Here is a 24,084-nt window from a genome sequence, read left to right as displayed (position 1 = left end):
GGTTCATCGCACTTTGCCGGGGAACGCATTCTTGATTTTCAAGAAGAAGTAGGATGCGTCCCGGAATCCGTAAGCCATGCGTTTGATCACTTTGATGCGATTGTTGACGCCTTCCAGGATGGATGAGTTCATCGGATAGATGGCCGAAGCCAAGATACCGCGCCGGTATTTGGCCAAGCGTTTAGCGAACTGGATCAGCGGTGCGATCTGGCTTTCCAGGGCGAGCTTGAGCCAGGTTTTCCATCGACGAGCACCTTCCCAGGCCGATGGCGCATACCAGATCTCTTTCAGTTCGGTCTTGAGCAGGTAGACCGTTGCCAAGGGCTGGTTGGCGGCGAGCAGTTCGTCAAGTTTGATCGCCTGGTCGGTTTTGAGATTGTCGCGATTACGCAGCAAAAGCCATCGGCTGCGCTTGATGACCTGACGGGCTTTTGGCTCTGCACGTAGTGCATTGGCTTGATCGACCCGTACCCGGTCAACGACTTCGCGGCCAAAACGGGCCACGACATGAAATAGGTCGTAGACCACCTCGGCATTGGGGCATTGCTGGCGCACTTCGAGATCCATAGCCGTGTTCATGTCCATCGCCACGGCTTCAATCCGCTGGCAGCCTTCCGGTCCCAGCATCTCGAAAAATGGCCGGATCGCTTCCCGGCTATTGCCTTCTCCAACCCACAATACGCGCATCCGTTCAGCATCGAGCGCGACAGTGGCATAGCGGTGTCCCTTGTGCAGGGCGAATTCGTCCATCACCAGGCGCCGTACACCCTCTGCTGAGAAGTCAGCATGCAAGTGCTTCAAGCGCCGATGATCGATCTCTTTGACGGTATGCCAGTGTAGGCCGGTCAGCCGGGCCACATGTGCTATCGGAAGCAGTTGCGCCAGCGCCTCGACCCACAGGCGCACACGATGCGTAATGCGTGAACGCCGGTCAAGCCAGACAATGTGCTCGGCAACCCGTGCATTACAGTGATGGCAGTCCAGTCGCCGCACTGGCACATCAAGCCAGACGCGTTTGTCCAGAATATCGCGGTCGCGCACCTTGCGTCTTCGGCGCTCATGCACCAAGGCGCAAGGCTGGCGGCACGACCCACACAAAGCATCACTTGTCGGACAGGGTTCGAGAACGATCAGCAGGGAACCGTCTTTCTGTTCTTGGACGGAGTCGAGAATATGGCCTTCCCAAAACGGGAGAGACGACATAGCATTGAGCATGGCGGTGGTTTGAAAGATTGACTTGTTTGGCGACTATCAATCTACCAACTTCAGACCCCCGCCACCACTTCCTGCTCAGATCGTCAATCCCGTCTTCCCCCATTCCCCGCGAAGAACCTAAAAAAAGCCCCGAACAAGTCGGGGCATGCGAAGGACATCCGCTGAGAGGATCCACGGATGCCGAGGAGACCTGATACAGCGATGCTTTCAATGCGCCGGCATCGCCGGCGCAGGTATTACGCGGCAGCTGCGGCCGAGTTGGCGGCGGTCGGAGCGGACTTGACGGCGGCGGTGAACTGGCTCACGGCGGCGTTCACGTTGGCTTCGTAGGCTTCGGCAGCCTGCTTCGCGGTGCGGGTGAGCTGCTCGTAGCCGGCGTTGGCATTGCCCAGCGCGGACTTGAACAGGGCCACGGCGTTTTCGCTGCCGGCCGGTGCATTCTTGCTGACTTCGTCGACCAGCGAAATGATCTTGCGGTTCGTTTCCAGGATCTGCGCTTCAATGGCTTTCGAGAATTCGGAAGCGGTGCTCTGGGCGATCGATGCCAGGTGGCGGCTGTAGGCGATGGCTTTCTCGGCACTCGGCTGCGCCTGGGCGGCGCTCAGCGAGAAGAACTCCTGCGGATCCTTGGCGGACAGCAACTGCTTCGCTGCGGCGGAGGAATCTTCCAGAGAAGCTTTGGCGGCGGTCAGGTTCAGGTCGACGAGCTTTTCAACGCCTTCGAACGTCTTGTTCGTCAGGGAGGAGAAAATCGCGAATTGGCTTTCGAAATTCGCCTTGGTCGCATTGGAAAATTGCTCAGGAATCGAAAACATGTAGTTCTCCAGAAATAAAATCGTTGATGAAAGCTTGCTGTGGTCTAGGACAGCTATTGTGCAACGCAACATGCCCAATTTTACGGCTGCTCACAATTAAGTCAAGCGAAATTTGTGCGTTGCACAAGAGAACGGATTGGTCACTTATATCAACAAGGCCGCGTTAACACGGCCATGCTAGACTGCGCGGATGTCGCCGTTCCTCTCGCCAGTCCCCCTGTTTTTTGTTTTCCTGTGGAGCACGGGGTTCATCGTGGCCAAGTTCGGCCTGCCGTATGCACCGCCACTTACTTTCCTTTTATTGCGCTATGCCTGTGCCGTTGCCGTGCTGGCGCCGCTGGTCTGGCTGCTGAAGGCGCCCTGGCCCAAAGGCAAGGCCGGGCATATCGCGGTATCGGGCTTGCTGCTGCATGGCGGCTACCTGGCCGGTGTGTGGTGTGCCATCAAGCTGGGCATGCCGGCCGGCTTGTCGGCATTGATCGTCGGCATGCAGCCTGTCCTGACCGCGTTCGCGGCCCCGCTGATCGGCGAACGTGTCACGCGGCGCCAGTGGCTCGGACTGCTGTTCGGCCTGGGCGGCGTAGCGCTGGTGGTCTATGCGAAAATCACATTGACGGGCCTGTCGTGGCAAGCCATCGTACTGTGCTTGGGCGCCCTGGTGTCGATAACGGCCGGCACGCTGTACCAGAAGCACTGGTGTCCGCAATTCGACTTGCGCACCGGCACGGCGATCCAGTTCTCGGCGTGCTTCATTGCAACGCTGCCATTTGCCCTGCTGGTTGAAGGACTGACACCGGCCCTGCCCGGCGTCGAGTGGACTCCGCAGTTCGTTGGCGCGTTGCTGTGGTCGGTGCTGGGCCTGTCGATCGGTGCGATCTTCCTGCTGTTCGCGCTGATCCGGCGCAGCGATGCGACGCGGGTTACCAGCCTGCTGTACCTGACGCCGCCGACAACCGCGCTGATGGCATGGCTGATGTTCGGCGAGGCGTTCAGCCCGCTTGGCGTGGCCGGCATGGCGCTGGCTGTCACCGGCGTGTTTTTCGTCGTCCGGAAATGATGGTCCACATGGAAGGAAAGGCATGATCTCCAGTCCCGAACAGCAGGCGGTCGACGCCGCCATTACGTCGCGCCGGTCGATCCGCGCCTTTCTTCCCACGCCGGTTGCGCAGGCGGACATCGCGGCAATCCTCGAGGTGGCCAGCCGGGCGCCATCCGGCACCAATACGCAGCCATGGAAGGTGTATGTACTGACCGGCGCCGCACGCGATGCGCTGTGCGCCCGCATTACCGACGCCTACCGGGACCCGGAGCAGAACCGGCGCCACCGGGAAGAGTATGCGTATTACCCGCGTGAATGGAAATCGCCGTACATCGACCGGCGCCGCAAGGTGGGCTGGGACCTGTATGCGCTGCTGGGGCTGACACGCGACAACAAGGACGGTATGGCCGCCCAGCACGCCCGCAATTTCAATTTCTTCGACGCGCCGGTGGGGCTGATCTTCACGATCGACCGGATCATGGAGCAGGGCTCGTGGCTCGACTATGGCATGTTTTTACAGGGCATCATGATCGCGGCCAGGGCGCGCGGCCTGGACACCTGCCCGCAGGCCGCCTTCACACAATTCCATTCGATCATTGCACAACAGCTGACATTGCCGGACAATGAAATGGTGGTCTGCGGTATGGCGCTCGGCCTTGCCGATCCGTCCAGGATCGAGAATTCGCTGGTAACCGAACGCGAACCGGTGGAACGGTTTGCCAGGTTCATCGACCGCATCGACTGACAGGGCGCTTCTCCGACAGATGGCTGGCTGATGCCTGGCGAGAGCGTTTTGCCGGACTAATCACCGGATTGTTCGACAGGCAACGTTCTGCGAATGGTCTGCGAATGGTCTGCGAATGGTCTGTTGTGAGACCGCATCAGGATTGTGATTGCGCTACCGAAGCGCTCAATTTTTGAGCTCGACAATGTGAAATTCTGTTGTGTGCGATCAGTGTTTTGCTACACTGCAACGTATCGTTCATTGACGCGGTCATTGAAGCCTTCAATGTGCCGTTCTGCTGCTGGACTCGGGGATATCTCATGTACAAAGTAATCGTTGCCGCCTTGATTTCCGCCTTGTGCATTTCGGTGCCGGTCACAGTGGTGCAGGCGGCGGATGGCGTCAAGAAAACGGTGGTGAAGAAAGCTTCCGCCAAGAAGAAAAAAACGGTCAAGCGCGCCGGCGCGCGCCGCCAGGCTGCGGCCGAGCCGCGTGGCAAGATGGTGCGCCGCGTGATTACCGTGCGCGGCAAGAAAAAGGTGGTGTACCAGCGCGCGCGGGTGGCGGCTGTTGTTCCGGCAGTGGTGGCGCGCCCGACGATGGGCGACATGGCCGGCCTGAACCTCACGCGCGATCCGCTCGACCTGAAATCGAATGTGGCGCTGGTCGTCGACCAGGCCAATGCCGAAGTGCTGTTTGAAAAGAATGCCGGCGTGGCATTGCCGATCGCCTCCATCACCAAGATGATGACGGGACTCGTGGTCGTCGAGGCGAACCAGGACATGGATGAAGTGCTGACCGTGACCGACGACGATGTGGACCGCGCCAAGTTTTCCAGCTCGCGCCTGAAGGTGGGCGACCGGCTGACGCGCCGTAACATGCTCCACATTGCCCTGATGAGTTCGGAAAACCGCGCTGCTTCCGCGCTGGGCCGCAACTACCCGGGCGGCCTGCCTGCCTTCGTGGCGGCAATGAATGCCAAGGCCCAGGGGCTGGGCATGACGGATACGCGTTACGCCGATTCCACCGGCCTGTCGAAACAGAATGTGGCCAGCGCGCGCGACCTGGCCAAGCTGGCCATGGCCGCCTACGAACACCCGATCCTGCGCGAGTTTTCCACCGACGCCAAGGCCATGATCGAACGCAACGGCCGCCCGGTGCAGTTCGGCACCACGAACGGGCTCGTCGTGCCGACGTCCGGCTGGCAGATCGGCCTGCAAAAAACCGGTTTCATCAACGAAGCGGGGCGCTGCGTGATGATGCAGGCAGTCATCGAAGGCCGCTCCGTCATCATGGTCCTGCTCGATGCAAAGGGTACGGCGGCACGCGTTGCCGACGCGATGCGCATGAAGAAATGGCTGACCGCCCTGAAGCCGGCGCCGTTCGCCGACACCGTGGGCTCCGGCAGCACCATCGGCGCAGGCAGTGCCCTCGACGCCGGCAGCACCCTCAGCGCCGGCAGCGCATTCGGTGCCGGCGCTGCCGCGATGACTCAGTCCGCGGCGGGCATGTAACCCAGCGTGGCGGAAATCTGGTTGGCGGTAATCACCAGGTCTTCCAGCCAATCCTCCTGCAGGCGGTCGGCCGGCGCCGAGATCGACAGGCCGGCCACCAGCTTGCCGCTGTCATCGCGAATGCCGGCGGCCATGCAGCGCACGCCCAGTTCCAGTTCCTCGTTATCGCGCGCATAGCCGCGCGAGCGCACCAGCGACAGCTCGCGTTCCAGCTTCCCCAGGTCCGTGATCGAATTCTTGTTATGTCCTGCCAGCCCGGTGCGGGTTGCATAGGCGCGAATCGCCTTTGGTTCGTCCACCGACAGGAACAGCTTGCCTGTCGATGTCAGGTGCAGCGGTCCGCGACCGCCGATCGCGCGCACTACCTGCATGCCGGAACGCTCGGAGAAGGCGCGGTCGATGTAGACAATCTCGTCGCCTTGCCGCACCGACAGGTTGATTGTCTGCTGGGTCTTCTTGTGCAGTGCACGCATGAAGTCCAGCGCTGCCTCGCGTACCGATAGCCGGCTCTTGACGACATTGCCCAATTCCAGCAGGCGCATGCCGAGGCGATAGGTACCCGGTTCGATGCGGTCGACGAAGCGCGTCAGTACCAGGTCGTTCAGGATCCGGTGTGCCGTCGAAGGGTGCAGCCCCGAAACCCTGGACAATTCCTTCAGGCTTACCGGGTCCGGGTACTTGGCCAGCGCGTCGAGCAGGCCCACCATGCGTTCGATGACCTGGATGGTCGTTTTTTGTTCTGGAACGGATTCGATTTTCATGATGTGGTTGGTGCAGTGCAGTATGTGTCCACATCTTTATACCATGATGTGAAAATAATGGGAATTGCAGGGCCTTGTAGCGTTGCAGGGTGACTATAATGGCGCACCTTTTTACCTTCATCACCCCAATGACCCAGCCCGTCAGCGAATTCAAGAGCCGGAGCGGCCTGAAGCGCATCCAGTCGGCTTTCTTTTACTCGCTCGACGGCCTGAAGGCGGCGTGGCGCCATGAGCACGCGTTCCGGCAAGAGCTGGTCGTGTTTGTCGTTGCCGGTATCGTTGCGCTGCTGCTGCCCGTTTCCGCCTTCCAGAAACTGGTGCTGATCGGCGTGCTCATGCTGGTATTGATCGTCGAGCTGATCAATTCGGCGATCGAAGCCGTGGTCGACCGTATTTCGCTCGAGCGCCATCCATTGTCGAAAAATGCCAAGGACTTCGGCAGCGCCGCCGTGCTGCTGGCTTGCCTGCTGGCGGCGGCAACCTGGGGCGTGGTGCTGTTCAACCGATTCTGGTGAGTCCTTTATAAGGTTTTGGTATAAGGAAGGGACGAAAACTTAGTTCTCTTTCATAAGCTCAGCAGCTAATCTGCAACCTCCAACAAATAGGGGAATCAGATGCTGTCCAAAAAACTTTCCACGCTGGCCGCCGCAGTCGTCACGACCCTCGCCGTATCGCTGACCGCACACGCGGCCGACATCACCCTGCTGAATGTATCGTACGATCCGACGCGGGAGCTGTACCAGGACGTCAATGCCGCCTTCGCCAAGGAGTGGAAGGCAAAAACGGGCGACGACGTGAAGGTCAAGCAATCGCACGGCGGCTCAGGCAAGCAGGGCCGCTCCGTCATTGACGGCCTGCAGGCCGACGTCGTCACGCTGGCGCTGGCCTACGACATCGATGCGATTGCCGAGAAGGGCATCGTCAACAAGCAATGGCAGAAGCGCCTGGCCAAGAATTCCACGCCTTACAGCTCGACCATCGTGTTCCTGGTCCGCAAAGGCAACCCGAAAGGCATCAAGGACTGGGGCGACCTGGTCAAGCCGGGCATCGCGGTGATCACGCCGAACCCCAAGACTTCCGGCGGCGCACGCTGGAACCACCTGGCCGCCTACGGCTACGCGCTGCGCCAGCCGGGCGGCAGCGACGCTACCGCGCGCGACTACCTGAAAAAGCTGTACAAGAACGTGCCGGTGCTGGACTCGGGCGCGCGCGGCGCCACCACCACCTTTGTCGAGCGCGGCATTGGCGACGTGCTGCTGGCCTGGGAAAACGAAGCGCTGCTGGCGATCAAGGAACTGGGCCCGGACAAGTTCGAGATCGTCGCACCATCCGTGTCGATCCTGGCAGAGCCGCCGGTTGCCGTCGTCGACAAGGTGGTCGACAAGCGCGGCACCCGCAAGGTGGCCGAGGCCTACCTGAACTTCCTGTACAGCGACGCGGCGCAGGAACTGATCGCCAAGAACTACTACCGCCCGACGGTGGAAAAGGAAGCCAGGAAGTACGCTGCGCAATTCCCGGCCGTGAAACTGTTCACGATCGGCGACGTGGCCGGCGATTGGGCCAAGGCGCAGAAAACGCACTTCGCCGACGGCGGCGTGTTCGACCAGATCTACCAGAAATAAGCAGGAGGGCGCATGCCGGGCAGTTTTTCGCGATTCCGCGTGCTGGTGGCGCCGGGCCTGCACGACAGCGGCCCGGAGCACTGGCAGAGCCGCTGGCAGCGCCAGTATCCCGCTTTCGAGCGGGTGCGCCAGGACGACTGGAGCGATCCCGTCCTGCCGATCTGGAGTGCGCGGGTGGATGACGTCCGCCGGCGCGATTCCCGGCCCACGCTGATCGTCGCACACAGTTTCGGCTGCCTGGCTTCGGTGCACAGCGTGGCTGCCGCACCGGCCGGCATTGCCGGCCTGCTGCTGGTGGCGCCGGCCGACCCGGACAAGTTCGGCGTCGCCGCGCTGCTGCCGCACCGACCGCTGCCCGTTCCCAGCATCATGATCGCCAGTACGAACGATCCGTGGATGCCGCTCGAACGGGCCCGGCAATGGGCACGGCGCTGGGGCAGCACGTGGATCGATGCCGGCGCGCTCGGCCACATCAACGCCGAGACGGACCTTGGCGACTGGCATTTCGGCCAGCAGCAGTTGCAATTACTGGTTGAACGGGCGCAGAATGTGAAGCCATTACAATATTGATCTTTGTCTATTACTGGAGATTTCCATGACGTTACGCCTCGGCGATACCGCACCTGACTTCGAGCAGGATTCTTCCATCGGCCGCCTCAAGTTCCACGAATGGGCGGGCGATTCCTGGGTGGTGCTGTTCTCGCACCCGGCCGACTTCACGCCCGTCTGCACCACGGAACTGGGCCTGACCGCCAAGCTGAAGCCCGAGTTCGACCAGCGCAACGTCAAGGCGATCGCGCTGTCCGTCGATCCCGCCGATGCTCACAAGGAATGGATCAAGGATATCGAGGAAACCCAGAAAACCGTGGTCGGCTTCCCGATCATTGCCGACGCCGACAAGAAAGTGGCCACGCTGTACGACATGATCCATCCGGAACAGTCGGCTACCGCCACCGTGCGCTCGGTGTTCCTCATCGACCCGGCAAAGAAGATCCGCCTGCAGCTCACCTACCCGATGAGCACCGGCCGCAACTTCGACGAGATCCTGCGCGTCATCGACGCCCTGCAGCTGACCGACAAGCACACCGTGGCCACGCCGGGCAACTGGAAGGATGGCGACGACGTCATCATCCCGCTGACCGTGCAGGATCCGGAAGTGATCAAGCAAAAGTACCCGAAAGGCTTCACCGCCCCGAAACCATACCTGCGCCTGACGCCGCAACCGAACAAGTAAGCGGCAACCGCACCACGACAAACCCGGGCTCGCCCGGGTTTTTTGTTGCCAAAAACCGCCCCGCCAGCCCGCATGGTTGCGCCATATCAGCTCCTGCATCTAAGCAAATGACAAAAGGTTAGTTTGGTTTATAACCCCCAGATGCGAGACTTCGCCCTCAATATCCGAAAATGTAATAAGAGGGGCCACCATGTCTGCAGTACTGCCGGTTACGCAACCGGTGCCGTTCGAAGCAAGGAAGCGGGCGCCGTACCGGGTGATGCCGGGCTTTAAGCTGTCGCTGGGCTTCACGATCTTCTACCTGACGCTGATCGTCCTGATTCCGCTGTCCGCGCTGTTCCTCAAGACGTTTACCATGACGTGGGAGGGCTTCTGGGCCGCCGTCACGTCCGAGCGCGTGATGGCTTCCTACCGCCTGACTTTCGGCGCCTCGCTGATCGGCGCCGCCATCAATGCCGTGTTCGGTTTCATCGTGGCGTGGGTGCTGGTGCGCTACCGTTTCCCCGGCAAGCGTTTCGTCGATGCGCTGGTCGACCTGCCGTTCGCGCTGCCCACCGCGGTGGCCGGCATCACGCTGACGGCGCTGTATTCGTCGAACGGCTGGATCGGCCAGTTCGTCGAAGGCACGCTGGGTATCAAGGTCGCCTTCACGCCGCTGGGCGTGGTGCTGGCGCTCACCTTCATCGGCCTGCCGTTCGTGGTGCGCACGGTGCAGCCGGTGCTGGAAGATGCCGAACGCGAGATCGAAGAAGCGGCGGCGTCGCTGGGCGCCTCGTCCTGGCAGACGTTCACCAAGGTAGTGTTCCCGACCGTGCTGCCGTCGCTGATGACCGGCTTCGCGCTGGCATTCGCACGCGCCACCGGCGAATACGGTTCCGTGATCTTCATCGCCGGGAACATGCCGATGGTTTCCGAGATCACGCCGCTGTTCATCATTACCAAGCTGGAACAATACGATTACGCGGGCGCCACGGCGATCGCCGTCGTCATGCTGATCACGTCGTTCATCATGCTGCTGGGCATTAACCTGTTGCAGGCCTGGGCCCGCGGAAAGTCGGGAAAATAATATGAGTGGAACTTCCCAACGCGGCGAGCTGCCGTCCGTATCCGAAGTGCTGGAACCACGCTGGGTGCGCTATGCGCTGGTCACCGTGGCGCTGGCGTTCCTCACGCTGTTCCTGTTCGTGCCGCTGATCGCCGTATTCGTCGAGGCGCTGAAGAAGGGCCTAGACGTCTACCTCGAATCGATCCGCGAGGACGATGCGATCGCCGCCATCAAGCTGACGCTGATCACGGCCGCCATCGCGGTGCCGCTGAACCTGGTGTTCGGCGTGGCCGCCTCGTGGGCGATCGCCAAATTCGAATTCCGCGGCAAGAGCCTGCTGCTGACGCTGATCGACCTGCCATTCTCCGTCTCGCCGGTGATCTCCGGCCTGATCTACGTGCTGCTGTTCGGCGCCCAGGGCTGGTTCGGCCCGTGGCTGGCCGAGCACGACATCAAGATCCTGTTCGCCGTGCCCGGCATCGTGATCGCGACGATCTTCATCACGTTCCCGTTCGTGGCGCGCGAGTTGATCCCGCTGATGCAGGCACAGGGCAGCGAGGAAGAGGAAGCGGCCGTGGTGCTGGGCGCCTCCGGCTGGCAGACCTTCTTCCGCGTGACGCTCCCCAACATCAAGTGGGGCCTGCTGTATGGCGTGATCCTGTGTAACGCCCGCGCGATGGGCGAGTTCGGCGCGGTGTCCGTCGTCTCCGGCCACATCCGCGGCGAGACCAACACGATGCCGCTGCAGGTCGAGATCCTCTACAACGAATACAACTTCGTCGCAGCCTTCGCCGTCGCTTCGCTGCTGGCATTGCTGGCACTGGTGACGCTGGCGCTGAAATCCTTCATCGAATGGCGCCTGCACGAATCGCGCAACGCCGACGACAACGACAACTAATGGCCAATACAAGCTGGAGCAAGACATGACCATCGCAGTCAAGAACATCAACAAGCGCTTCGGCGACTTCGTGGCGCTGAACAACGTGTCGCTGGACTTCCCGGCCGGCGAACTGACCGCGCTGCTGGGCCCTTCGGGCTGTGGCAAGACCACGCTGCTGCGCTGCATCGCCGGCCTCGAACACCCCGACTCCGGCCAGGTTCTGCTGGACGGCCAGGATGCGTCCGACCGCCATGTGCGCGAGCGCCAGGTGGGCTTCGTGTTCCAGCACTATGCGCTGTTCAAGCACATGACGGTGTTCGAGAACGTGGCCTTCGGCCTGCGCGTGAAATCGCGCAGCGAGCGGCCGTCGGAAGACCAGATCCGCAGGAAGGTCAAGGATCTTCTCGAGCTGGTGCAGCTGGACTGGCTGGCCGACCGCTATCCGCCGCAGCTCTCCGGCGGCCAGCGCCAGCGTATCGCCCTGGCGCGCGCGCTGGCCGTGGAGCCGCGCGTGCTGCTGCTGGACGAACCGTTCGGCGCGCTGGATGCGAAAGTGCGCAAGGAACTGCGCCGCTGGCTGCGCCGCCTGCACGACGACCTGCACGTGTCGTCGATCTTCGTCACGCATGACCAGGAAGAAGCGCTGGAAGTGGCCGACCAGGTGGTGTTGATGAACAAGGGCACCGTGGAACAGATCGGCACGCCGGACGACGTCTATAACCATCCCGCCTCGCCGTTCGTGTACGGCTTCCTGGGCAATGTGAACGTGTTCCACGGCCGCGTGCATGAAGGCGTGCTGGCCAGCGAAGGCGTGCAGCTCGACGTGCCGGATCATAGCCGCGTGCGCGACGGCAAGGGCACCGCCTATGTGCGGCCGCACGAGATGGAAGTGGACCGCTACGCAGCCGGCGCGGAAGGCATCGTCGTCAAGCTGCGCCGCGCGCACGCGATCGGCCCGCTGGCCCAGCTGGACCTTGAGCGCAGCGACAATGCGCAACTGATCGAGGCAACGATTTCCAATGAGCGGTTCCAGAACCTGGGACTCAAGGAGGGCGAGACCCTCGTGGTGCGGCCGAAGCGCCTGCGCGTGTTCGTCGATGAAGGAGCTTCCATATGAACTTCCAGCAGTTGCGTTCCATCCGCGAGGCGGCACGCCGCAACTACAACCTGACCGAAGTGGCCAATGCGCTGTTCACGTCGCAGCCGGGCGTGAGCCGCCAGATCCGCGAACTCGAGGACGAGCTGGGCGTCGTCATCTTCGAGCGCAACGGCAAGCGGCTGACGGGCCTGACCGAGCCGGGCAAGGGCATCCTGAAGATCATCGACCGCCTGCTGATCGAGGCCGAGAACCTGCAGCACGCCAGCATGGAATACAAGGGGCAGAGCACCGGTACGCTGACGGTGGCCGCCACGCACACGCAGGCACGCTATGCTCTGCCGCGCGCCGTCTCGCACTTCCGCGCCGCGTTTCCGGACGTGCGCATCGCGCTGCAGCAGAGCTCACCCGAGCATATCGCCGAGTGGGTATTGTCCGGCAAGGCCGACATCGGCATCGCTACCGAAGGCCTGTCGCAGTTCCCCGACCTGGTGTCGTTCCCATGCTATCGCTGGAGCCACCTGATCGTGGTGCCGGACGATCACCCGCTGCTGACGCGCACGCCGGTGCGGCTCGAAGACCTGGCCGAGTTCCAGCTGATTACGTACGACGTCGGCTTCACGGGCCGCGGCCACATCGACGATGCGTTCGACAAGGTAGGCGTGCGCCCCGACATCGTGCTGACCGCGATGGATTCTGATGTCATCAAGCAGTACGTCTCGCTGGGCCTTGGCGTGGGCCTCGTGGCATCGATGGCATTCGACCACGGCCGCGACAAGGGCCTGCGCGCGATCGAGGCGTCGCACCTGTTCGCACCCAACACCACGCGGCTGGCCGTGCGGCGCGGCGCCTACCTGCGGCAGTATGCGTATGAGTTCATATCGCAGTTCGCGCCGGAGCTGAAGCGGGGCGATATCGAGACCGCGCTGCTGGGAGGCGAGGCTGCGTGATGGCGACAGGTTCGAACAGCAGGTTGAAGGAATGATCCCGGCATAGTCCGGGATTTTTTATTGCCTGAAAAATGGGGACGGGCGGATCGCCGCACCGCTACATTTTTCAGTCAGTGCTTGCTTCGGCAAAAAAAATCCCGCTGCACGAGCGGGATTTTCCATTGGAGCCAGCCGGCGCTTACCAGCTGTACCCCACCTTCGCATAGTAGAAGCGGCCATTGAAGCCGGCCGGCGAGAAGTTCGAGTACGGGTAGATGCCGCTGGTATTCAGGTTGCCGGCGCTGGTGGTCTTGTCCGGGTAGCTGTCGGTCAGGTTGTCGACGCCGGCGGTGATGCGCCAGTGGGTGGCCAGGCGCACGGTGGCGGAAACGTCCAGCACCCATTGCCGGCCGTATTCCTGGTCCAGCGCCGCGTTGTTTTGCGGGACGGTGAACTTGCCGTACTGCGTGGCCAGCGCGCGGGCGCTCCATGCCTGCGCGGTGTAGTCGGCGCCGAGGCTGAACTTGTCCTTCGGCGAACCGACCGTATTGCGCTGCACCGTCTGGCGGTCGACCAGCAGCAGGTTGTTGGCGGTGAGGATGGCCGGGTTGGCGGCCACGTTCTCGACGGTCGTCTTGTTGTGGTTGTAGGCGGCCGTGAAATCGATCCGGTCTCGGTTCGCCAGGTTCCAGCGGTAGGTGCTGACCAGGTCCACGCCCGTCGTCTTCGTGTCGATCGCATTGGTGAAATAGCGGCCGGCGCCCACCTGCACGCCCTGGTTCGCCAGCGTGTTGCGCAGCGCTTGCGGCAGCGTCATGTTGGCCGACAGGGCAATGCGGTCGTCGACGAAGATGCGGTACACGTCGAGCGTCGTGTTGAAGCTGCGCGTCGGTGCCCACTGCACGCCGATGCCGTAGTTGCGGGCTTTTTCGGCCTTCAGCGGCGTGGCGCCCAGTGCCTGCGCGGCGCTGCTGCCGACGGCGAAGGTGCCCGTTTCGATTGGCGTATTGATGCCGTTGACGACGGCGAAATTGGTCGTCGTGATCGTATAGAACTGCTGCGCCAGCGATGGCGCGCGGAAGCCCGTCGATGCGGTGCCGCGCACCGAGACCTGGTCGTTGAACGCGTAGCGCGCGGAAGCCTTGGCCGAGGTGGTGCTGCCGAAGTCCGTGTAGTGTTCATAACGGGCGGCCAGCGCGCCGGACAGCTTCGGCGTCACCTGCGCTTCCAGGTTCACATAGGCGGACTGGTTGCTGCGGCTGTTCTTGCCTGCGTTGACGGGGCGGAAGCCCGAGAAGCCCTGCGAACCGGAGCCGGTGTACGAGGCGGCGTCGCCGTCGTCGATCTGGTAATCCTCATGGCGGATTTCCAGGCCGGTGGCCACCGTCAGCGGGCCGGAAAACACCGCCACCGGAATCTCGCGGGCCAGGTCCAGGTTGGCGACCGACTGCGTATTGGTCAGCTTGCCGAGGTGGAAGTGGGTGGGGCTGCCGGCGCCCAGGTCCTGGTTGACGGTATTGTCGATGTCGAGCGAGAAGCGGTTGCGGCCCCAGTCCAGGCTGGCATCCCAGCGCCATGCGCCCAGCTCGCCGCGCACGCCGGCCACCAGCGACGAATCGGTCGACGTGCTGTTCTGCAGCGGCAGGAAGCCTTGCGGGAACAGCGGGGTGCGCTGGACGCCGCCATTGAGCGCGGTGCGCCATGTGGCGGCCGCCTCGCTGTCGCGCTCGCCGTACTGGCCGAATGCATAGAAATCGGTGGTCTCGCCCAGCTGGTACTGGGAATTGAAGAACACGTTGCGCGGCTGCGTATCCGAATCGCCATAGCGCTGCGTGACCTGGCCATACAGCGGCTCGGCGGGATTGCGGCTGTCGGCACCGGCGCGGTTGGTTGGATTGCGGTTGGCGCCTTCGGCGGCAAGGCGCAGCCAGCCCCTGTCGCCCAGCGCGAAGCCGGCCGACGCCTTCAGCGACACCTGTTCGCCGTCGCCCTTGTCGTAGCCGCCAATGCCGAGCTCCACGTCGCCGCCGTTCGGGCCCTTCTTCAGGATGATGTTGACGACGCCGGCGATCGCATCGGAGCCGTATTGCGCCGAAGCGCCGTCGCGCAGCACCTCGATGTGGTCGATCGCGGCCAGCGGGATCGCGTTCAGGTCCACGGGCGCCGACCCGCGGCCGGCGGTGCCATTGACGTTGACGACGGCCGACGCGTGGCGGCGTTTGCCGTTCACCAGCACCAGCGTCTGGTCCGGTGCCAGCCCGCGCAGCTGCGCGGGGCGCACCGCATCGGACGCGTCGGCGCCCGAAGGGCGCGGGAAGTTCATCGACGGCAGCAGGCGCGACAGCACGGTGGCCAGTTCGGTCGAGCCGGTGGCCTGCAGTTCCTTCGCGCCGATGATGTCGATCGGCGACTCGGAGTCGGCAGTGCGGCGGTTCTTCGCATACGTGCCGGTCACGACGACAGTCTGCAATTCTTCGGCGGGAGCTTGTGGCTGCTGCGCGCTGGCCGGGGCAACGGTGGCCGCCACGGCGGCGGCGATGATCGACAGGGCGAGGGGGGATTTGCGGAGACGAGTGCTCATCGTTTGTTGTTGTGAGTTGGTGATCACACTATGTTAATCGCCAGACCTCATGACACGAACGACTGAGATGCGGTTTGCTTATGCCTCAGTTGCATAAGCCAGGAAGCAGGGCCGGTGGTTTCGCCACCGGTTCCGGTTACTGGCTCGTGCGCTTATTGCCCCGGATTCGTGATGCCGGCGTGGATCGCGTCGATCCCTTCCAGCACGTGCTGCGGCAGTTTCACCGTGTAGGCGTCGATGTTTTCCTGCAGCTGCGCCAGCGTGGTGGCACCGATGATGGTGGAGCCCACGAACCAGCGCGAATAACACCACGCCAGCGCCAACTGCGTGGGCGTCAGGCCGTTGTCGCGCGCCAGCCGGGTGTACTGCGCCACGGCGGCCAGCACGGCGGGGCGCAGGTAGCGCGGGCTCCACGTTGGCGGGAAGATCGTCAGGCGGCCGTGCGCCTTCGGGTCGTCGTGGTACTTCGCCGTCAGCTGGCCGAACGCCAGCGGGCTGTAGGCCAGCAGCGTCACGTCTTCTCGGAAGCACGTCTCGTCCAGGAAGCTGGTCTCGTAGTGGCGCGCGGTCAGGTTGTACAGGTTCTGGATCGTGGCGATACGGGGCAGGCCCTTCATCTCGGATTGCTTGATGAATTCGGAAACGCCCCAGCTCGATTCGTTCGACACGCCGATGTGGCGGATCTTGCCCTCGTCGACCAGCTTGCCCAGCGCGGCCAGCGTCTCCTCGATCGCCACCGACGGGCGTTCGTTCTTCGGATCGAACGCGGTGGCGCCGAAGACCGGCACGTTACGGCTCGGCCAGTGCAGCTGGTACAGGTCGATGTAATCGGTCTGCAGCCGCTGCAGGCTGGTCTCCACGGCGGAGCGCAGGTTCTTCTCATCGAAATTCTGCTGCCCGCCGCGCAACCAGTGGATGCCCGGATTCGGGCCGGCCGCCTTGGTGGCCAGCACGATGTCGGCGCGCTTGCCGCTCTTCTTCAGCCAGGTGCCGATGTAGCGCTCCGTCAGCCCCTGCGTTTCGGCGCTCGGCTGCACCGGGTACATCTCGGCCGTGTCGATGAAGTCGATGCCGCGTTCGATCGCGTAGTCGAGCTGCGCGTGCGCGTCGGCTTCGGTGTTCTGGCGGCCCCATGTCATCGTGCCGAGGCAGATTTTCGTGACGTCGGTGTCGGTGCGTCCCAGTTTGATCTTGTCCATTGTTCTCCCTTTCTACTTGCGCATGGCGTCCGCGCAATCGCGCACGAGGGCCGGGCCCGCGTAGATCAGGCCGCTGTACAACTGCACGAGTTGGGCGCCGGCGTCGATCTTGGCCTTTGCATCGGCGCCGCGCATGATGCCGCCAACGCCGATGATCGGCAGCGCACCACCCAGTTCCGCCTTCAGCAGGCGGATCACGCGGTTCGACAGCTCGAACACGGGCGCGCCGGACAGGCCGCCGGCTTCGGCGCCGTGCTGCATGCCTTCCACGGCACTGCGCGACAGCGTGGTATTCGTCGCGATCACGCCGTCGATGTGATGGCGCACCAGCGCGTCGGCGATGTTCTTCACCTGTTCCTCGTCCATGTCCGGCGCGATCTTCAAGGCCAGCGGCACGTAGCGCTTGTGCTGGTCGGCCAGGCGCCCTTGCGCATCCTTCAGCTGCGCCAGCAGGCCATCGAGTTCGGAGCCGCCCTGCAACTGGCGCAGGTTTTTGGTGTTCGGCGACGAGATGTTCACCGTCACATAGCTGGCATATGGGTAGACCTTCTGCAGGCAGTGCAGGTAATCGTCGGCGGCGCGTTCGATCGGCGTATCGGCATTCTTGCCGATGTTCAGGCCCAGTACGCCTTCCTTGTCCTGGTAGAAGCGCGACGATTGCACGTTCGCCACGAACGCATCCACGCCGCCGTTGTTGAAGCCCATGCGGTTGATGATGCCATGCGCGGCCGGCAGGCGGAACATGCGCGGCTTCGGGTTGCCGGGCTGGGCGCGCGGGGTCACGGTGCCCACTTCGATCGAACCGAAGCCCAGGTCGGCCAGCGCGTCGATGTAGGCGCCATCCTTGTCCAGGCCGGCGGCCAGGCCCACCGGGTTCTTGAACAGCAGGCCCATGACCGTGCGCGGGTCGGCTTTCGGCTGTTGCACGATGGTGCGCATCAGGCCGAGCCGGGACAGGCGCTTCAGGTTGTCGAGGGTGAAATGGTGCGCGGATTCGGCGTCCATCGAAAACAGCGCCGGACGCGCGAGGGAATACAGGAATTTGTCGGACATGAGGGCAATCTAGCGGTGAGATGCAATCTGGAAGTGGATTGCGGATTGCCCGGTATTCTACAAGTAAACGGCGCTGCCGCCGCGCGGCGGCCCTTTACTCGGCAACGCGCGGCATCACCGCCCACACGCCCTTGCGGCGCGCTTCCAGCGGCTGGAACTTGATCTTGTAGCTCATCTTGGGGCTTTCCTCGATCCAGTAGCCCAGGTATACATAGGGCAGGCCCAGTTCGCGCGCCTGCTGGATCTGCCACAGCACGTTATAGGTGCCGAACGAGGCGCCCGCCACATCCGGGTCGAAGAAGGTGTACACGGAGGACAGGCCGTCGGACAGCACGTCGATGATCGATACCATGCGCAGCGTGCCGTCCGGCTCGCGGAATTCCACCAGGCGCGTGTTGACGCGGCTTTGCAGCAGGAACTGCGCATACTGGTCGCGGCTGTCCTGGTCCATGCCGCCGCCGGCGTGGCGCGTGCTCTGGTAACGCAGGTACAGCGCGTAGTGCTCGTCCGAGAATGACAGCGTGGCCACGCCGGTGCGCAGGTCGCTGTGGCGGGCCCAGGCGCGGCGCTGGCCACGCGTGGCCGCGAATTCGCCGGCCACCACGCGCACGGGTATGCAGGCCTGGCAACCATCGCAATATGGTCGGTAGGTAAAGATGCCGCTGCGCCGGAAACCATTGCGCACCAGTTCGGAATACACGTCCGCATTGATCAGGTGCGACGGCGTGGCGACCTGGGAGCGGGCCTGGCGCGTTTCCAGGTAGCTGCAGGGGTAGGGCGCGGTGGTGTAGAACTGGAGCGCGGCAAAGGGAAGGTCGTTCAGCTGCGTCATGCAGAACCTGTCGGGGGAATGGCGGTTGTTCGTATCATAGCGCGTTCACGAACGACACTGTGTGCGCAGGCACACCAACTCCCGGTGGCCGGCCCATTGGGCGCCCGGGTTACTGCCCCGCTTACTGCCCCGCTTGCTGTCCCTGGCTGCCGGCGACCAGCGGCGGTATCGGCCGCCAGTCGCGGATCCTGGGCCTGGCGATGGCCTGTTTCAGGTGATCGAGAAAGGCGGTCCGCGCAATGGGCCGGGCACCCAGCGAAGCCAGGTGCCCCGTCTCCTGCTGGCAGTCGATCATCCGTACTCCATGCAGTGCCAGGAAATGCACGAGGTAGGCCAGCGCGATCTTGGAGGCATCGGGCACGCGTGCGAACATCGATTCGCCGTAGAACATCTGCCCGATCGATACGCCGTAGGCGCCACCCACCAGCTCGCCATCGAGCCAGACTTCGGAAGAATGGGCAAAGCCCAGGCCGTGCAGGCCCGTATAGCCGCGGATGATGTCGTCGGAGATCCAGGTGCCGGGGCCGTCGCGCCGCGGCGCCGCGCAGGCGCGCATCACCTGCTCGAACGCGCTGTCGAAGCGGACCTGCCAGCGCCCGTCCGTGCGGCTGCTCTTTTCCACCTTCTTCAGTTTTTTCGCCAGGCTGTCCGAGATCCTGAACTCGGCCGTATGCAGCACCATGCGCGGATCGGTGCTCCACCACAGGATAGGCTGGCCTTCCGAGAACCACGGGAAGATGCCGCGCTGGTAAGCCGCCAGCAGCCGCTCGGGCGACAGGTCGCCGCCGGCAGCCAGCAAACCGGGCGCCTCGGTGGTCAGCGCTTCGGATACATCGGGGAACGGAGTGTGGGCGCCGAGCCAGGGGATCATGAGTCGCCGCGCATCGGGCGCGTGATGTCCTGCGAGTGAAAACCGTAGTTGCCGCCTTCCAGTACTTTCGCCCGGTCGGCAAAGAAGCACTCCAGCGTGGTGCGGATGGTGGGGAAGGCCAGGTCGTCCCACGGGATCTCGCTTTCCGTGAACATCTGTACATCGAGGCTTTCCTCGCCGGGCGCGAAGTCGAGATCGCGCAGCGTGGCGAGATAGAACATGTGCACCTGGTGCACGTGCTTCACATTGAGCAGCGTGAACAGCTTGCCGAGCTCGATGTTGGCGCCCGCTTCCTCCTCCGTTTCGCGCTGCGCCGCATCGGCGGTGGTCTCGTTGTTCTCCATGAAACCGGCAGGCAGCGTCCAGTAGCCGTAGCGCGGCTCGATGGCGCGCCGGCACAGCAACACCCGCAGCTCGCCGTCGCGTTCCCATACGGGGATGGTACCAATCACCATCTTCGGGTTCTGGTAGTGGATCGTCGCACATTGCGGGCAGACGTAGCGGGGGCGGTTGTCGCCGGCCGGGACCATCAGCTCGACCGGGTGAGCACATTCGGAACAGAATTTCATACAGTTCGGGGTCGGTTGTCGTTTGCCTACTTTACACTGTTTGCCCGCCTGCTTGTACCCGCGGCGCGGCGCTGCCGGCATCGCGGCTGGCGTATATAGCCGGTCTATCATGCGTAAAACGAGGATAAATATTGCCTAAATCAGCGAAAGCCCGTATAATTCATTTCATCAGACGCGGGGTGGAGCAGTCTGGCAGCTCGTCGGGCTCATAACCCGAAGGTCACAGGTTCAAATCCTGTCCCCGCAACCAGAATCCAGAAAAGCCGTCATTGCCAAAGCGATGACGGCTTTTTGCATTGACGGTCCGTATCGTCATTCAAGTAATCGCGTGCGCCGACTTGCAATGCAGTCATCGTTGTAATTTTCCGTTTCAGCACACGCCTTCCCATTGCCCACTCTGTACAATTTCTATTTAGTAAATAGAGGTGGCTGGCATGATGGTAGTGATACCCCGCAGTTATTCTCTGTCAGGCTTCGCCCTGGTGCTGGTCTTGCACGCTGTTCTTCTGTATCTCCTTCTGCTCGAACGCGCAGGCCCGGAGAAAGCCGTGGCTCCGCGCTATTCACAATTATTCGTTATTGTCCCGCCCCCTCCGAAGCCGGCGGCAAGAAAAACCGAACCGCCGCGCAGTATGGCTGCAACTATCGGGCCTGGCAAAACCATCGTTGCCTCCGAACGTGTTCCGGTTGAATCTCCACCAGCGCTCAAGCCGCCGCCGCCCGCCGCTCCAGCCGACCCATTCGCTGAAAATACGCAGATCAATATCGACAGCCTGGTAAGGCAGGCCGGAAAGGCTGATCGGGAGACCCGCACGGATCGGGAAATGCAGGCGTATGGCCCATCGCGGGATTCGCTTGAAGTGGTGATGACGAAAGCGTTCACCGAAGCCAAACTGGCTGTGCCATTGAAATGGTATGAGGCGGCACGCATCGAGGAATTCAGCCCGCCGGGTGCACGCAAGCCTATTTACCAGGTCAAGACTGCGTTTGGCACGTACTGCCTGTACTACCCTGACAAGCTGACGGAAGGGACCGGGCAGCCGAAGATGGCCGACTGCCCGCGCAGCATGGGGCGCTGAACGCGCGGTTCATGCTTCAAACTGGCTTGGTCATGCTGCTTTCTGGCGTGAGGCGACCTTGTGCAGCCAGGCGATCATCTCGTCCGTGATGCCGCGGCCAACGCGAAGGATGGGTTCTTTCTCCAGGGCCGTACGGAACCGGTCGATCGTGTCGGGGTTATCACCGACCATGTCCTGGAATAATGCGTGCTTTTGCCGCGCCACCGCTGCCGATTCCGGCGTATCGCCTTCCGGATCGGCCTGGAGCTGGGTACGGATCGATTCGAACAAGGGATGCCATTCCTTGCCACGGGAACGCTGGTGGCGGCGCATGCGTTCCACTTCCGCCGGGAGCAGGTATTTCGCCCATGCGTCCAGCTTTATTTCCCCCATTATCTCGGCAATATAATCGCGCATCGCCGCACTGATACCGGTACTCTCCTGTAATTCCGGCTCGTTAATGTGCATTGAATCGAGCCGGGCAATCAGCGAGGCATCGCCGCCGGTATCGCGGTCGAGCATCGTGATCCAGCGCAGCCCCAATTGTTTGGCTTCAAGACTGACCGGCAATGTTTTCGCCGCCATGGCATTTCCAACCTCGGTAACCATTGCTGCCCATTCGGCGCGGCACGCATCGTCGTGGACCATGCGCAGGTTCGCCAGTTCTTCCTTTGAAAAATATTTTTCGTACATTATCATCTGCTCCAGTGTGGTCAGCCATTCGGCCAATTCCGGTTGTTCGCCCCGCGCCAGCCTTGCGTGCAGCGCCGTTAAATGCGCATGCATGCGGGCTGCTTCGTCGATCTGCTTTTGCAGCGCGGCCAATTGGCGTTCGACGATGGCCAATGGAGAAGTACCGGAATGGGCGAGGAAGTGTCCGATGTCGGCCAAGGGCATGCCGAGCTGGCGCAGCGCCTGGATCTGCTGCAGGCGAGCAACGTCATCTCGGTGATACAGCCGGTAGCCGGCATCGGTACGGACCGAAGGGCGGAGCAGCCCGATGTCGTCGTAATGGTGCAGGGCACGAACCGTCAGGCCCGCGTGTTTCGCCAGTTGTCCAATCTTCAGCATCGTCAGCTCCTCTTCGGTAAGGCCATCGTGAAGCCTGACGTTGCGTGAGGGTCAAGAGCTGACCGGTCAGGAGCTGACCGAACTATTCATGCGTGCCGGAGCGCGGTCAGGCGCTCTTGTCGTCGGGCGGGACCAGGCTGGCCCACAGGTGAGCCGCCGCCATCGTACGGTGCGGCCGGTATTGTTGCAAGATTTGCTCGGTGCGAAGGATCTCCGGCTTTTGCGTTTCGCCGAGCAGCCGCTGCAGGGCGGCGCGGATCGCCACGTCGCCATGCAGCGAACAGTCGGCATGGCCATAGCCGCGCAGCAGGCCGTAGTTGACCGTCCATGGACCGATGCCCTTGATGGCCAGCAGGCGCTGGCCGATCTGCTCGATGGTGTTGACCGGCCCCGGTTCCAGATCGAGTTCGCCGCTGGCCACCAGGCCGGCGAAGCGGAGCAGCGTGTCGGCCTTCGAGCGGGAAAATTTGCGGGACGTCAGATCGGCGGGCGCGATACGGGCCGCATCGGCAGCCTCGGGATAGCACCACAGGCCGCTGGAATGGCGCCGCCCGGCCAGCATGATGAAGGTGCGGCGCAGCGCGATCGCGAACGGCAGGTTGATCTGCTGGCCGATGATGGCCCACGTCAGCGCTTCGAACACGGTGGCTGACTGCACGATCCGCAGGCCTGGCTGGCGCCGCACGAGTGCGCCGAGCAGGGGATCGTCGGCGGCCAGGGCGCAGAAGGGATCCGGGTCGATGCGCAAGCCGAGGATACCGGGCAGGGCGGTGTCGATCAGCCGTTCCAGCGCGGCGGAGACTGCGCCATCGACCTGCACGGTGCAGGCGGCCGCGGAAGGGGTGAACTCGACGGCCAGCACGACGGGCAAGCCGTCCAGCATCACGCCCTTGGACAGCGATGCCGGTCCCACAACCTCGGCGGTGTTTTCGGTGTCGCGGCGGTGAAACGCCAGCACATCCGCCAGGCGGTAGCCAGGCGGCAGCGGAATCGAGCGCCGCAGGTTCATGCCGGCTTCGCCCTGGCGCCGAAGTTCGGCCGGTAGCCGGTGACGAGCACCGTGCCGGCGATGACGATGGCGGCACCGGCCACCGTGTACCAGCCCACGACCTCCTGCAGGAACAGCGCACCCCACAGGATGCCGAACAGCGGGCTGATGAAGGTGACGGTCAGTGCCGACGTGGCGCCCACATCCCGGATCAGCCCGTAATACAGCAGGTAGGCAACGCCGCTGCACAGCACGCCCAGCGCGACGGCAGCGGCCATGATGCCGGCGCTCGGCTCGCCGGGTGCGGGGAAGAACAGCAGCGAGGGCAGCACCAGCAGCGCCGCCGTCCACATGCTGCCGTGCGCATTGGCAAACGGTTCCACGGCCGGCGCCGCCTTGGCGTACGTGCTGGCGATGCCGTAATTGAACGAAGCGAACAGCGCCGCGGCGATCGCCAGCCCGGCCCCCTCGCGCGAACTGACGTGGTCGAAGCCGACCAGCAGCGCCACGCCGGCGGTGCCGAGCACGATCCCCAGCAGCACGCGCAGGCTCACCATCTGCCGCTGCCACACCGCGCCGATCAGCGCGCCCCACATCGGCGCCGTGGCATTCAGCACGGCGAGCACGGAGGCCGACAAGGTGCGTGCCGACCACGCGAACAGCAGGAACGGCAGCGCCGAATTGAAAAAGCCGAGGATGAGGTAGTGCTTCCAGTGCCGTTTCCAGTGCAGCGGCTTTTTCATCAGCAGCGCGATTGCCGCCAGGAACACTGCGGCGAACACCACGCGGTATTCGATCAGCACCGCCGGCCCCAGCACGGGAGCGGCGATGCGCATGAACAGGAACGAACCGCCCCAGATGGCGGCGAGGAAGATCAGGCGGAGCAGGTTGGCGGTGGACATGGTATTTGTCGTTATTATTCGGCGCCGGGCAGGCGGCAGGCATCGATTGTCGCCGCTGCGACGGCAGGCATCGATTGTCGCCGCTG

At 63.1% G+C, this 24,084-nt stretch carries 24 protein-coding genes and 1 tRNA gene; 13 read left to right on the top strand and 12 right to left on the bottom strand.

Features of this window, described 5'->3' with window-relative positions:
- Positions 1-3: 3 nt before the first annotated feature.
- Both ACY34H_RS25505 and ACY34H_RS25500 read right to left on the bottom strand, forming a co-directional pair.
- Positions 4-1,215 carry an ISL3 family transposase gene (locus ACY34H_RS25505; RefSeq protein ID WP_464975433.1) on the bottom strand — a complete coding sequence of 404 codons (1,212 nt, stop codon included), beginning with the start codon at positions 1,213-1,215 and terminating at the stop codon, positions 4-6.
- A gap of 236 nt (positions 1,216-1,451) precedes the next feature.
- Entirely contained in the window at positions 1,452-2,030 is a 579-nt protein-coding gene (locus ACY34H_RS25500; protein WP_464980267.1) for a phasin family protein, read from the bottom strand.
- A gap of 190 nt (positions 2,031-2,220) precedes the next feature.
- On the opposite strand from ACY34H_RS25500, the gene ACY34H_RS25495 reads away from it, so the two are divergent.
- The 3 genes from ACY34H_RS25495 (at position 2,221) to ACY34H_RS25485 (ending at position 5,307) form a co-directional block, all read left to right on the top strand.
- Complete coding sequence (locus tag ACY34H_RS25495; protein ID WP_464980266.1) at positions 2,221-3,087, top strand: DMT family transporter; 867 nt, start codon at positions 2,221-2,223, stop codon at positions 3,085-3,087.
- A gap of 22 nt (positions 3,088-3,109) precedes the next feature.
- Positions 3,110-3,814, top strand: a complete 705-nt coding sequence (locus tag ACY34H_RS25490) for a nitroreductase (protein WP_464980265.1) — start codon at positions 3,110-3,112, stop codon at positions 3,812-3,814.
- A 299-nt stretch (positions 3,815-4,113) separates the two neighbouring features.
- On the top strand, positions 4,114-5,307 hold the full coding sequence (locus ACY34H_RS25485; RefSeq protein ID WP_464980264.1) for a serine hydrolase: 1,194 nt from the start codon (positions 4,114-4,116) through the stop codon (positions 5,305-5,307).
- Here the strand turns inward: ACY34H_RS25485 and ACY34H_RS25480 are convergent.
- On the bottom strand, positions 5,286-6,068 hold the full coding sequence (locus tag ACY34H_RS25480; protein WP_464980263.1) for an IclR family transcriptional regulator: 783 nt from the start codon (positions 6,066-6,068) through the stop codon (positions 5,286-5,288). The two genes, ACY34H_RS25485 and ACY34H_RS25480, sit on opposite strands and share 22 nt — an antisense overlap.
- A 128-nt stretch (positions 6,069-6,196) precedes the next feature.
- On the opposite strand from ACY34H_RS25480, the gene ACY34H_RS25475 reads away from it, so the two are divergent.
- The 8 genes from ACY34H_RS25475 to ACY34H_RS25440 all read left to right on the top strand — a co-directional run bounded on the left by ACY34H_RS25475 (position 6,197) and on the right by ACY34H_RS25440 (position 12,895).
- Positions 6,197-6,583 carry a diacylglycerol kinase gene (locus tag ACY34H_RS25475; protein ID WP_464980262.1) on the top strand — a complete coding sequence of 129 codons (387 nt, stop codon included), beginning with the start codon at positions 6,197-6,199 and terminating at the stop codon, positions 6,581-6,583.
- A 99-nt stretch (positions 6,584-6,682) separates the two neighbouring features.
- A complete protein-coding gene (locus ACY34H_RS25470; RefSeq protein ID WP_464980261.1) occupies positions 6,683-7,690 on the top strand; it encodes a sulfate ABC transporter substrate-binding protein in 1,008 nt (335 codons plus the stop codon).
- Between the two features lie 12 nt (positions 7,691-7,702).
- Positions 7,703-8,260, top strand: coding sequence for an RBBP9/YdeN family alpha/beta hydrolase (locus ACY34H_RS25465; protein WP_464980260.1), 558 nt, complete (start codon positions 7,703-7,705; stop codon positions 8,258-8,260).
- Positions 8,261-8,285: 25 nt separating this feature from the next.
- Positions 8,286-8,924 (top strand): peroxiredoxin, encoded by a 639-nt coding sequence (locus tag ACY34H_RS25460; RefSeq protein WP_464980259.1) that lies wholly within the window; start codon positions 8,286-8,288, stop codon positions 8,922-8,924.
- Positions 8,925-9,114: 190 nt separating this feature from the next.
- Positions 9,115-9,990, top strand: coding sequence for a sulfate ABC transporter permease subunit CysT (gene cysT, locus ACY34H_RS25455; protein ID WP_464980258.1), 876 nt, complete (start codon positions 9,115-9,117; stop codon positions 9,988-9,990).
- 1 nt (position 9,991) lies between these two features.
- Positions 9,992-10,867 carry a sulfate ABC transporter permease subunit CysW gene (cysW, locus tag ACY34H_RS25450; protein WP_464980257.1) on the top strand — a complete coding sequence of 292 codons (876 nt, stop codon included), beginning with the start codon at positions 9,992-9,994 and terminating at the stop codon, positions 10,865-10,867.
- Between the two features lie 25 nt (positions 10,868-10,892).
- On the top strand, positions 10,893-11,966 hold the full coding sequence (locus tag ACY34H_RS25445) for a sulfate/molybdate ABC transporter ATP-binding protein (RefSeq protein ID WP_464980256.1): 1,074 nt from the start codon (positions 10,893-10,895) through the stop codon (positions 11,964-11,966).
- On the top strand, positions 11,963-12,895 hold the full coding sequence (locus ACY34H_RS25440; protein WP_464980255.1) for a CysB family HTH-type transcriptional regulator: 933 nt from the start codon (positions 11,963-11,965) through the stop codon (positions 12,893-12,895). Before ACY34H_RS25445 ends, ACY34H_RS25440 begins: the two co-directional genes overlap by 4 nt.
- A 178-nt stretch (positions 12,896-13,073) precedes the next feature.
- On the opposite strand, the gene ACY34H_RS25435 is transcribed toward ACY34H_RS25440, so the two are convergent.
- From ACY34H_RS25435 to ACY34H_RS25410, 6 genes are all read right to left on the bottom strand, one after another.
- On the bottom strand, positions 13,074-15,455 hold the full coding sequence (locus tag ACY34H_RS25435) for a TonB-dependent receptor plug domain-containing protein (RefSeq protein WP_464980254.1): 2,382 nt from the start codon (positions 15,453-15,455) through the stop codon (positions 13,074-13,076).
- Between the two features lie 152 nt (positions 15,456-15,607).
- Positions 15,608-16,654, bottom strand: coding sequence for an aldo/keto reductase (locus ACY34H_RS25430; RefSeq protein WP_464980253.1), 1,047 nt, complete (start codon positions 16,652-16,654; stop codon positions 15,608-15,610).
- A gap of 12 nt (positions 16,655-16,666) precedes the next feature.
- A complete protein-coding gene (locus tag ACY34H_RS25425; protein ID WP_464980252.1) occupies positions 16,667-17,707 on the bottom strand; it encodes a quinone-dependent dihydroorotate dehydrogenase in 1,041 nt (346 codons plus the stop codon).
- A gap of 94 nt (positions 17,708-17,801) precedes the next feature.
- Positions 17,802-18,539 (bottom strand): arginyltransferase, encoded by a 738-nt coding sequence (locus tag ACY34H_RS25420; protein ID WP_464980251.1) that lies wholly within the window; start codon positions 18,537-18,539, stop codon positions 17,802-17,804.
- A 121-nt stretch (positions 18,540-18,660) separates the two neighbouring features.
- Positions 18,661-19,410, bottom strand: coding sequence for a leucyl/phenylalanyl-tRNA--protein transferase (gene aat, locus ACY34H_RS25415; RefSeq protein WP_464980250.1), 750 nt, complete (start codon positions 19,408-19,410; stop codon positions 18,661-18,663).
- On the bottom strand, positions 19,407-19,979 hold the full coding sequence (locus tag ACY34H_RS25410; protein WP_464980249.1) for an NUDIX hydrolase: 573 nt from the start codon (positions 19,977-19,979) through the stop codon (positions 19,407-19,409). Before ACY34H_RS25410 ends, aat begins: the two co-directional genes overlap by 4 nt.
- A gap of 173 nt (positions 19,980-20,152) precedes the next feature.
- On the opposite strand from ACY34H_RS25410, the gene ACY34H_RS25405 reads away from it, so the two are divergent.
- Positions 20,153-20,229, top strand: a tRNA-Met gene (locus ACY34H_RS25405).
- 184 nt (positions 20,230-20,413) lie between these two features.
- The gene (locus tag ACY34H_RS25400; RefSeq protein ID WP_464980248.1) at positions 20,414-21,058 is read left to right on the top strand and encodes a hypothetical protein; all 645 of its coding nucleotides are present in this window, start codon (positions 20,414-20,416) and stop codon (positions 21,056-21,058) included.
- 30 nt (positions 21,059-21,088) lie between these two features.
- Here ACY34H_RS25400 and ACY34H_RS25395 read toward each other — a convergent pair whose 3' ends face one another.
- The 3 genes from ACY34H_RS25395 to ACY34H_RS25385 all read right to left on the bottom strand — a co-directional run bounded on the left by ACY34H_RS25395 (position 21,089) and on the right by ACY34H_RS25385 (position 23,998).
- A complete protein-coding gene (locus ACY34H_RS25395; RefSeq protein ID WP_464980247.1) occupies positions 21,089-22,108 on the bottom strand; it encodes a MerR family transcriptional regulator in 1,020 nt (339 codons plus the stop codon).
- 106 nt (positions 22,109-22,214) lie between these two features.
- Positions 22,215-23,117: a DNA-3-methyladenine glycosylase family protein gene (locus tag ACY34H_RS25390; RefSeq protein ID WP_464980246.1), complete on the bottom strand. Its 903-nt coding sequence runs from the start codon at positions 23,115-23,117 to the stop codon at positions 22,215-22,217.
- The gene (locus tag ACY34H_RS25385) at positions 23,114-23,998 is read right to left on the bottom strand and encodes a DMT family transporter (RefSeq protein WP_464980245.1); all 885 of its coding nucleotides are present in this window, start codon (positions 23,996-23,998) and stop codon (positions 23,114-23,116) included. Before ACY34H_RS25385 ends, ACY34H_RS25390 begins: the two co-directional genes overlap by 4 nt.
- Positions 23,999-24,084 lie beyond the last annotated feature (86 nt).

The sequence above is a fragment of the Pseudoduganella sp. jia 9 genome (genome assembly GCF_055502615.1).
This window is presented reverse-complemented; position numbering and strand designations above follow the sequence as displayed.

Excerpts from the sequence above, each read along its gene's own strand:
- ACY34H_RS25505 (WP_464975433.1), bottom strand. The coding sequence starts at position 1,215 with ATGCTCAATGCTATGTCGTCTCTCCCGTTTTGGGAAGGCCATATTCTC.
- ACY34H_RS25500 (WP_464980267.1), bottom strand. The coding sequence starts at position 2,030 with ATGTTTTCGATTCCTGAGCAATTTTCCAATGCGACCAAGGCGAATTTC.
- ACY34H_RS25495 (WP_464980266.1), top strand. The coding sequence starts at position 2,221 with ATGTCGCCGTTCCTCTCGCCAGTCCCCCTGTTTTTTGTTTTCCTGTGG.
- ACY34H_RS25490 (WP_464980265.1), top strand. The coding sequence starts at position 3,110 with ATGATCTCCAGTCCCGAACAGCAGGCGGTCGACGCCGCCATTACGTCG.
- ACY34H_RS25485 (WP_464980264.1), top strand. The coding sequence starts at position 4,114 with ATGTACAAAGTAATCGTTGCCGCCTTGATTTCCGCCTTGTGCATTTCG.
- ACY34H_RS25480 (WP_464980263.1), bottom strand. The coding sequence starts at position 6,068 with ATGAAAATCGAATCCGTTCCAGAACAAAAAACGACCATCCAGGTCATC.
- ACY34H_RS25475 (WP_464980262.1), top strand. The coding sequence starts at position 6,197 with ATGACCCAGCCCGTCAGCGAATTCAAGAGCCGGAGCGGCCTGAAGCGC.
- ACY34H_RS25470 (WP_464980261.1), top strand. The coding sequence starts at position 6,683 with ATGCTGTCCAAAAAACTTTCCACGCTGGCCGCCGCAGTCGTCACGACC.
- ACY34H_RS25465 (WP_464980260.1), top strand. The coding sequence starts at position 7,703 with ATGCCGGGCAGTTTTTCGCGATTCCGCGTGCTGGTGGCGCCGGGCCTG.
- ACY34H_RS25460 (WP_464980259.1), top strand. The coding sequence starts at position 8,286 with ATGACGTTACGCCTCGGCGATACCGCACCTGACTTCGAGCAGGATTCT.
- cysT (WP_464980258.1), top strand. The coding sequence starts at position 9,115 with ATGTCTGCAGTACTGCCGGTTACGCAACCGGTGCCGTTCGAAGCAAGG.
- cysW (WP_464980257.1), top strand. The coding sequence starts at position 9,992 with ATGAGTGGAACTTCCCAACGCGGCGAGCTGCCGTCCGTATCCGAAGTG.
- ACY34H_RS25445 (WP_464980256.1), top strand. The coding sequence starts at position 10,893 with ATGACCATCGCAGTCAAGAACATCAACAAGCGCTTCGGCGACTTCGTG.
- ACY34H_RS25440 (WP_464980255.1), top strand. The coding sequence starts at position 11,963 with ATGAACTTCCAGCAGTTGCGTTCCATCCGCGAGGCGGCACGCCGCAAC.
- ACY34H_RS25435 (WP_464980254.1), bottom strand. The coding sequence starts at position 15,455 with ATGAGCACTCGTCTCCGCAAATCCCCCCTCGCCCTGTCGATCATCGCC.
- ACY34H_RS25430 (WP_464980253.1), bottom strand. The coding sequence starts at position 16,654 with ATGGACAAGATCAAACTGGGACGCACCGACACCGACGTCACGAAAATC.
- ACY34H_RS25425 (WP_464980252.1), bottom strand. The coding sequence starts at position 17,707 with ATGTCCGACAAATTCCTGTATTCCCTCGCGCGTCCGGCGCTGTTTTCG.
- ACY34H_RS25420 (WP_464980251.1), bottom strand. The coding sequence starts at position 18,539 with ATGACGCAGCTGAACGACCTTCCCTTTGCCGCGCTCCAGTTCTACACC.
- aat (WP_464980250.1), bottom strand. The coding sequence starts at position 19,410 with ATGATCCCCTGGCTCGGCGCCCACACTCCGTTCCCCGATGTATCCGAA.
- ACY34H_RS25410 (WP_464980249.1), bottom strand. The coding sequence starts at position 19,979 with ATGAAATTCTGTTCCGAATGTGCTCACCCGGTCGAGCTGATGGTCCCG.
- ACY34H_RS25400 (WP_464980248.1), top strand. The coding sequence starts at position 20,414 with ATGATGGTAGTGATACCCCGCAGTTATTCTCTGTCAGGCTTCGCCCTG.
- ACY34H_RS25395 (WP_464980247.1), bottom strand. The coding sequence starts at position 22,108 with ATGCTGAAGATTGGACAACTGGCGAAACACGCGGGCCTGACGGTTCGT.
- ACY34H_RS25390 (WP_464980246.1), bottom strand. The coding sequence starts at position 23,117 with ATGAACCTGCGGCGCTCGATTCCGCTGCCGCCTGGCTACCGCCTGGCG.
- ACY34H_RS25385 (WP_464980245.1), bottom strand. The coding sequence starts at position 23,998 with ATGTCCACCGCCAACCTGCTCCGCCTGATCTTCCTCGCCGCCATCTGG.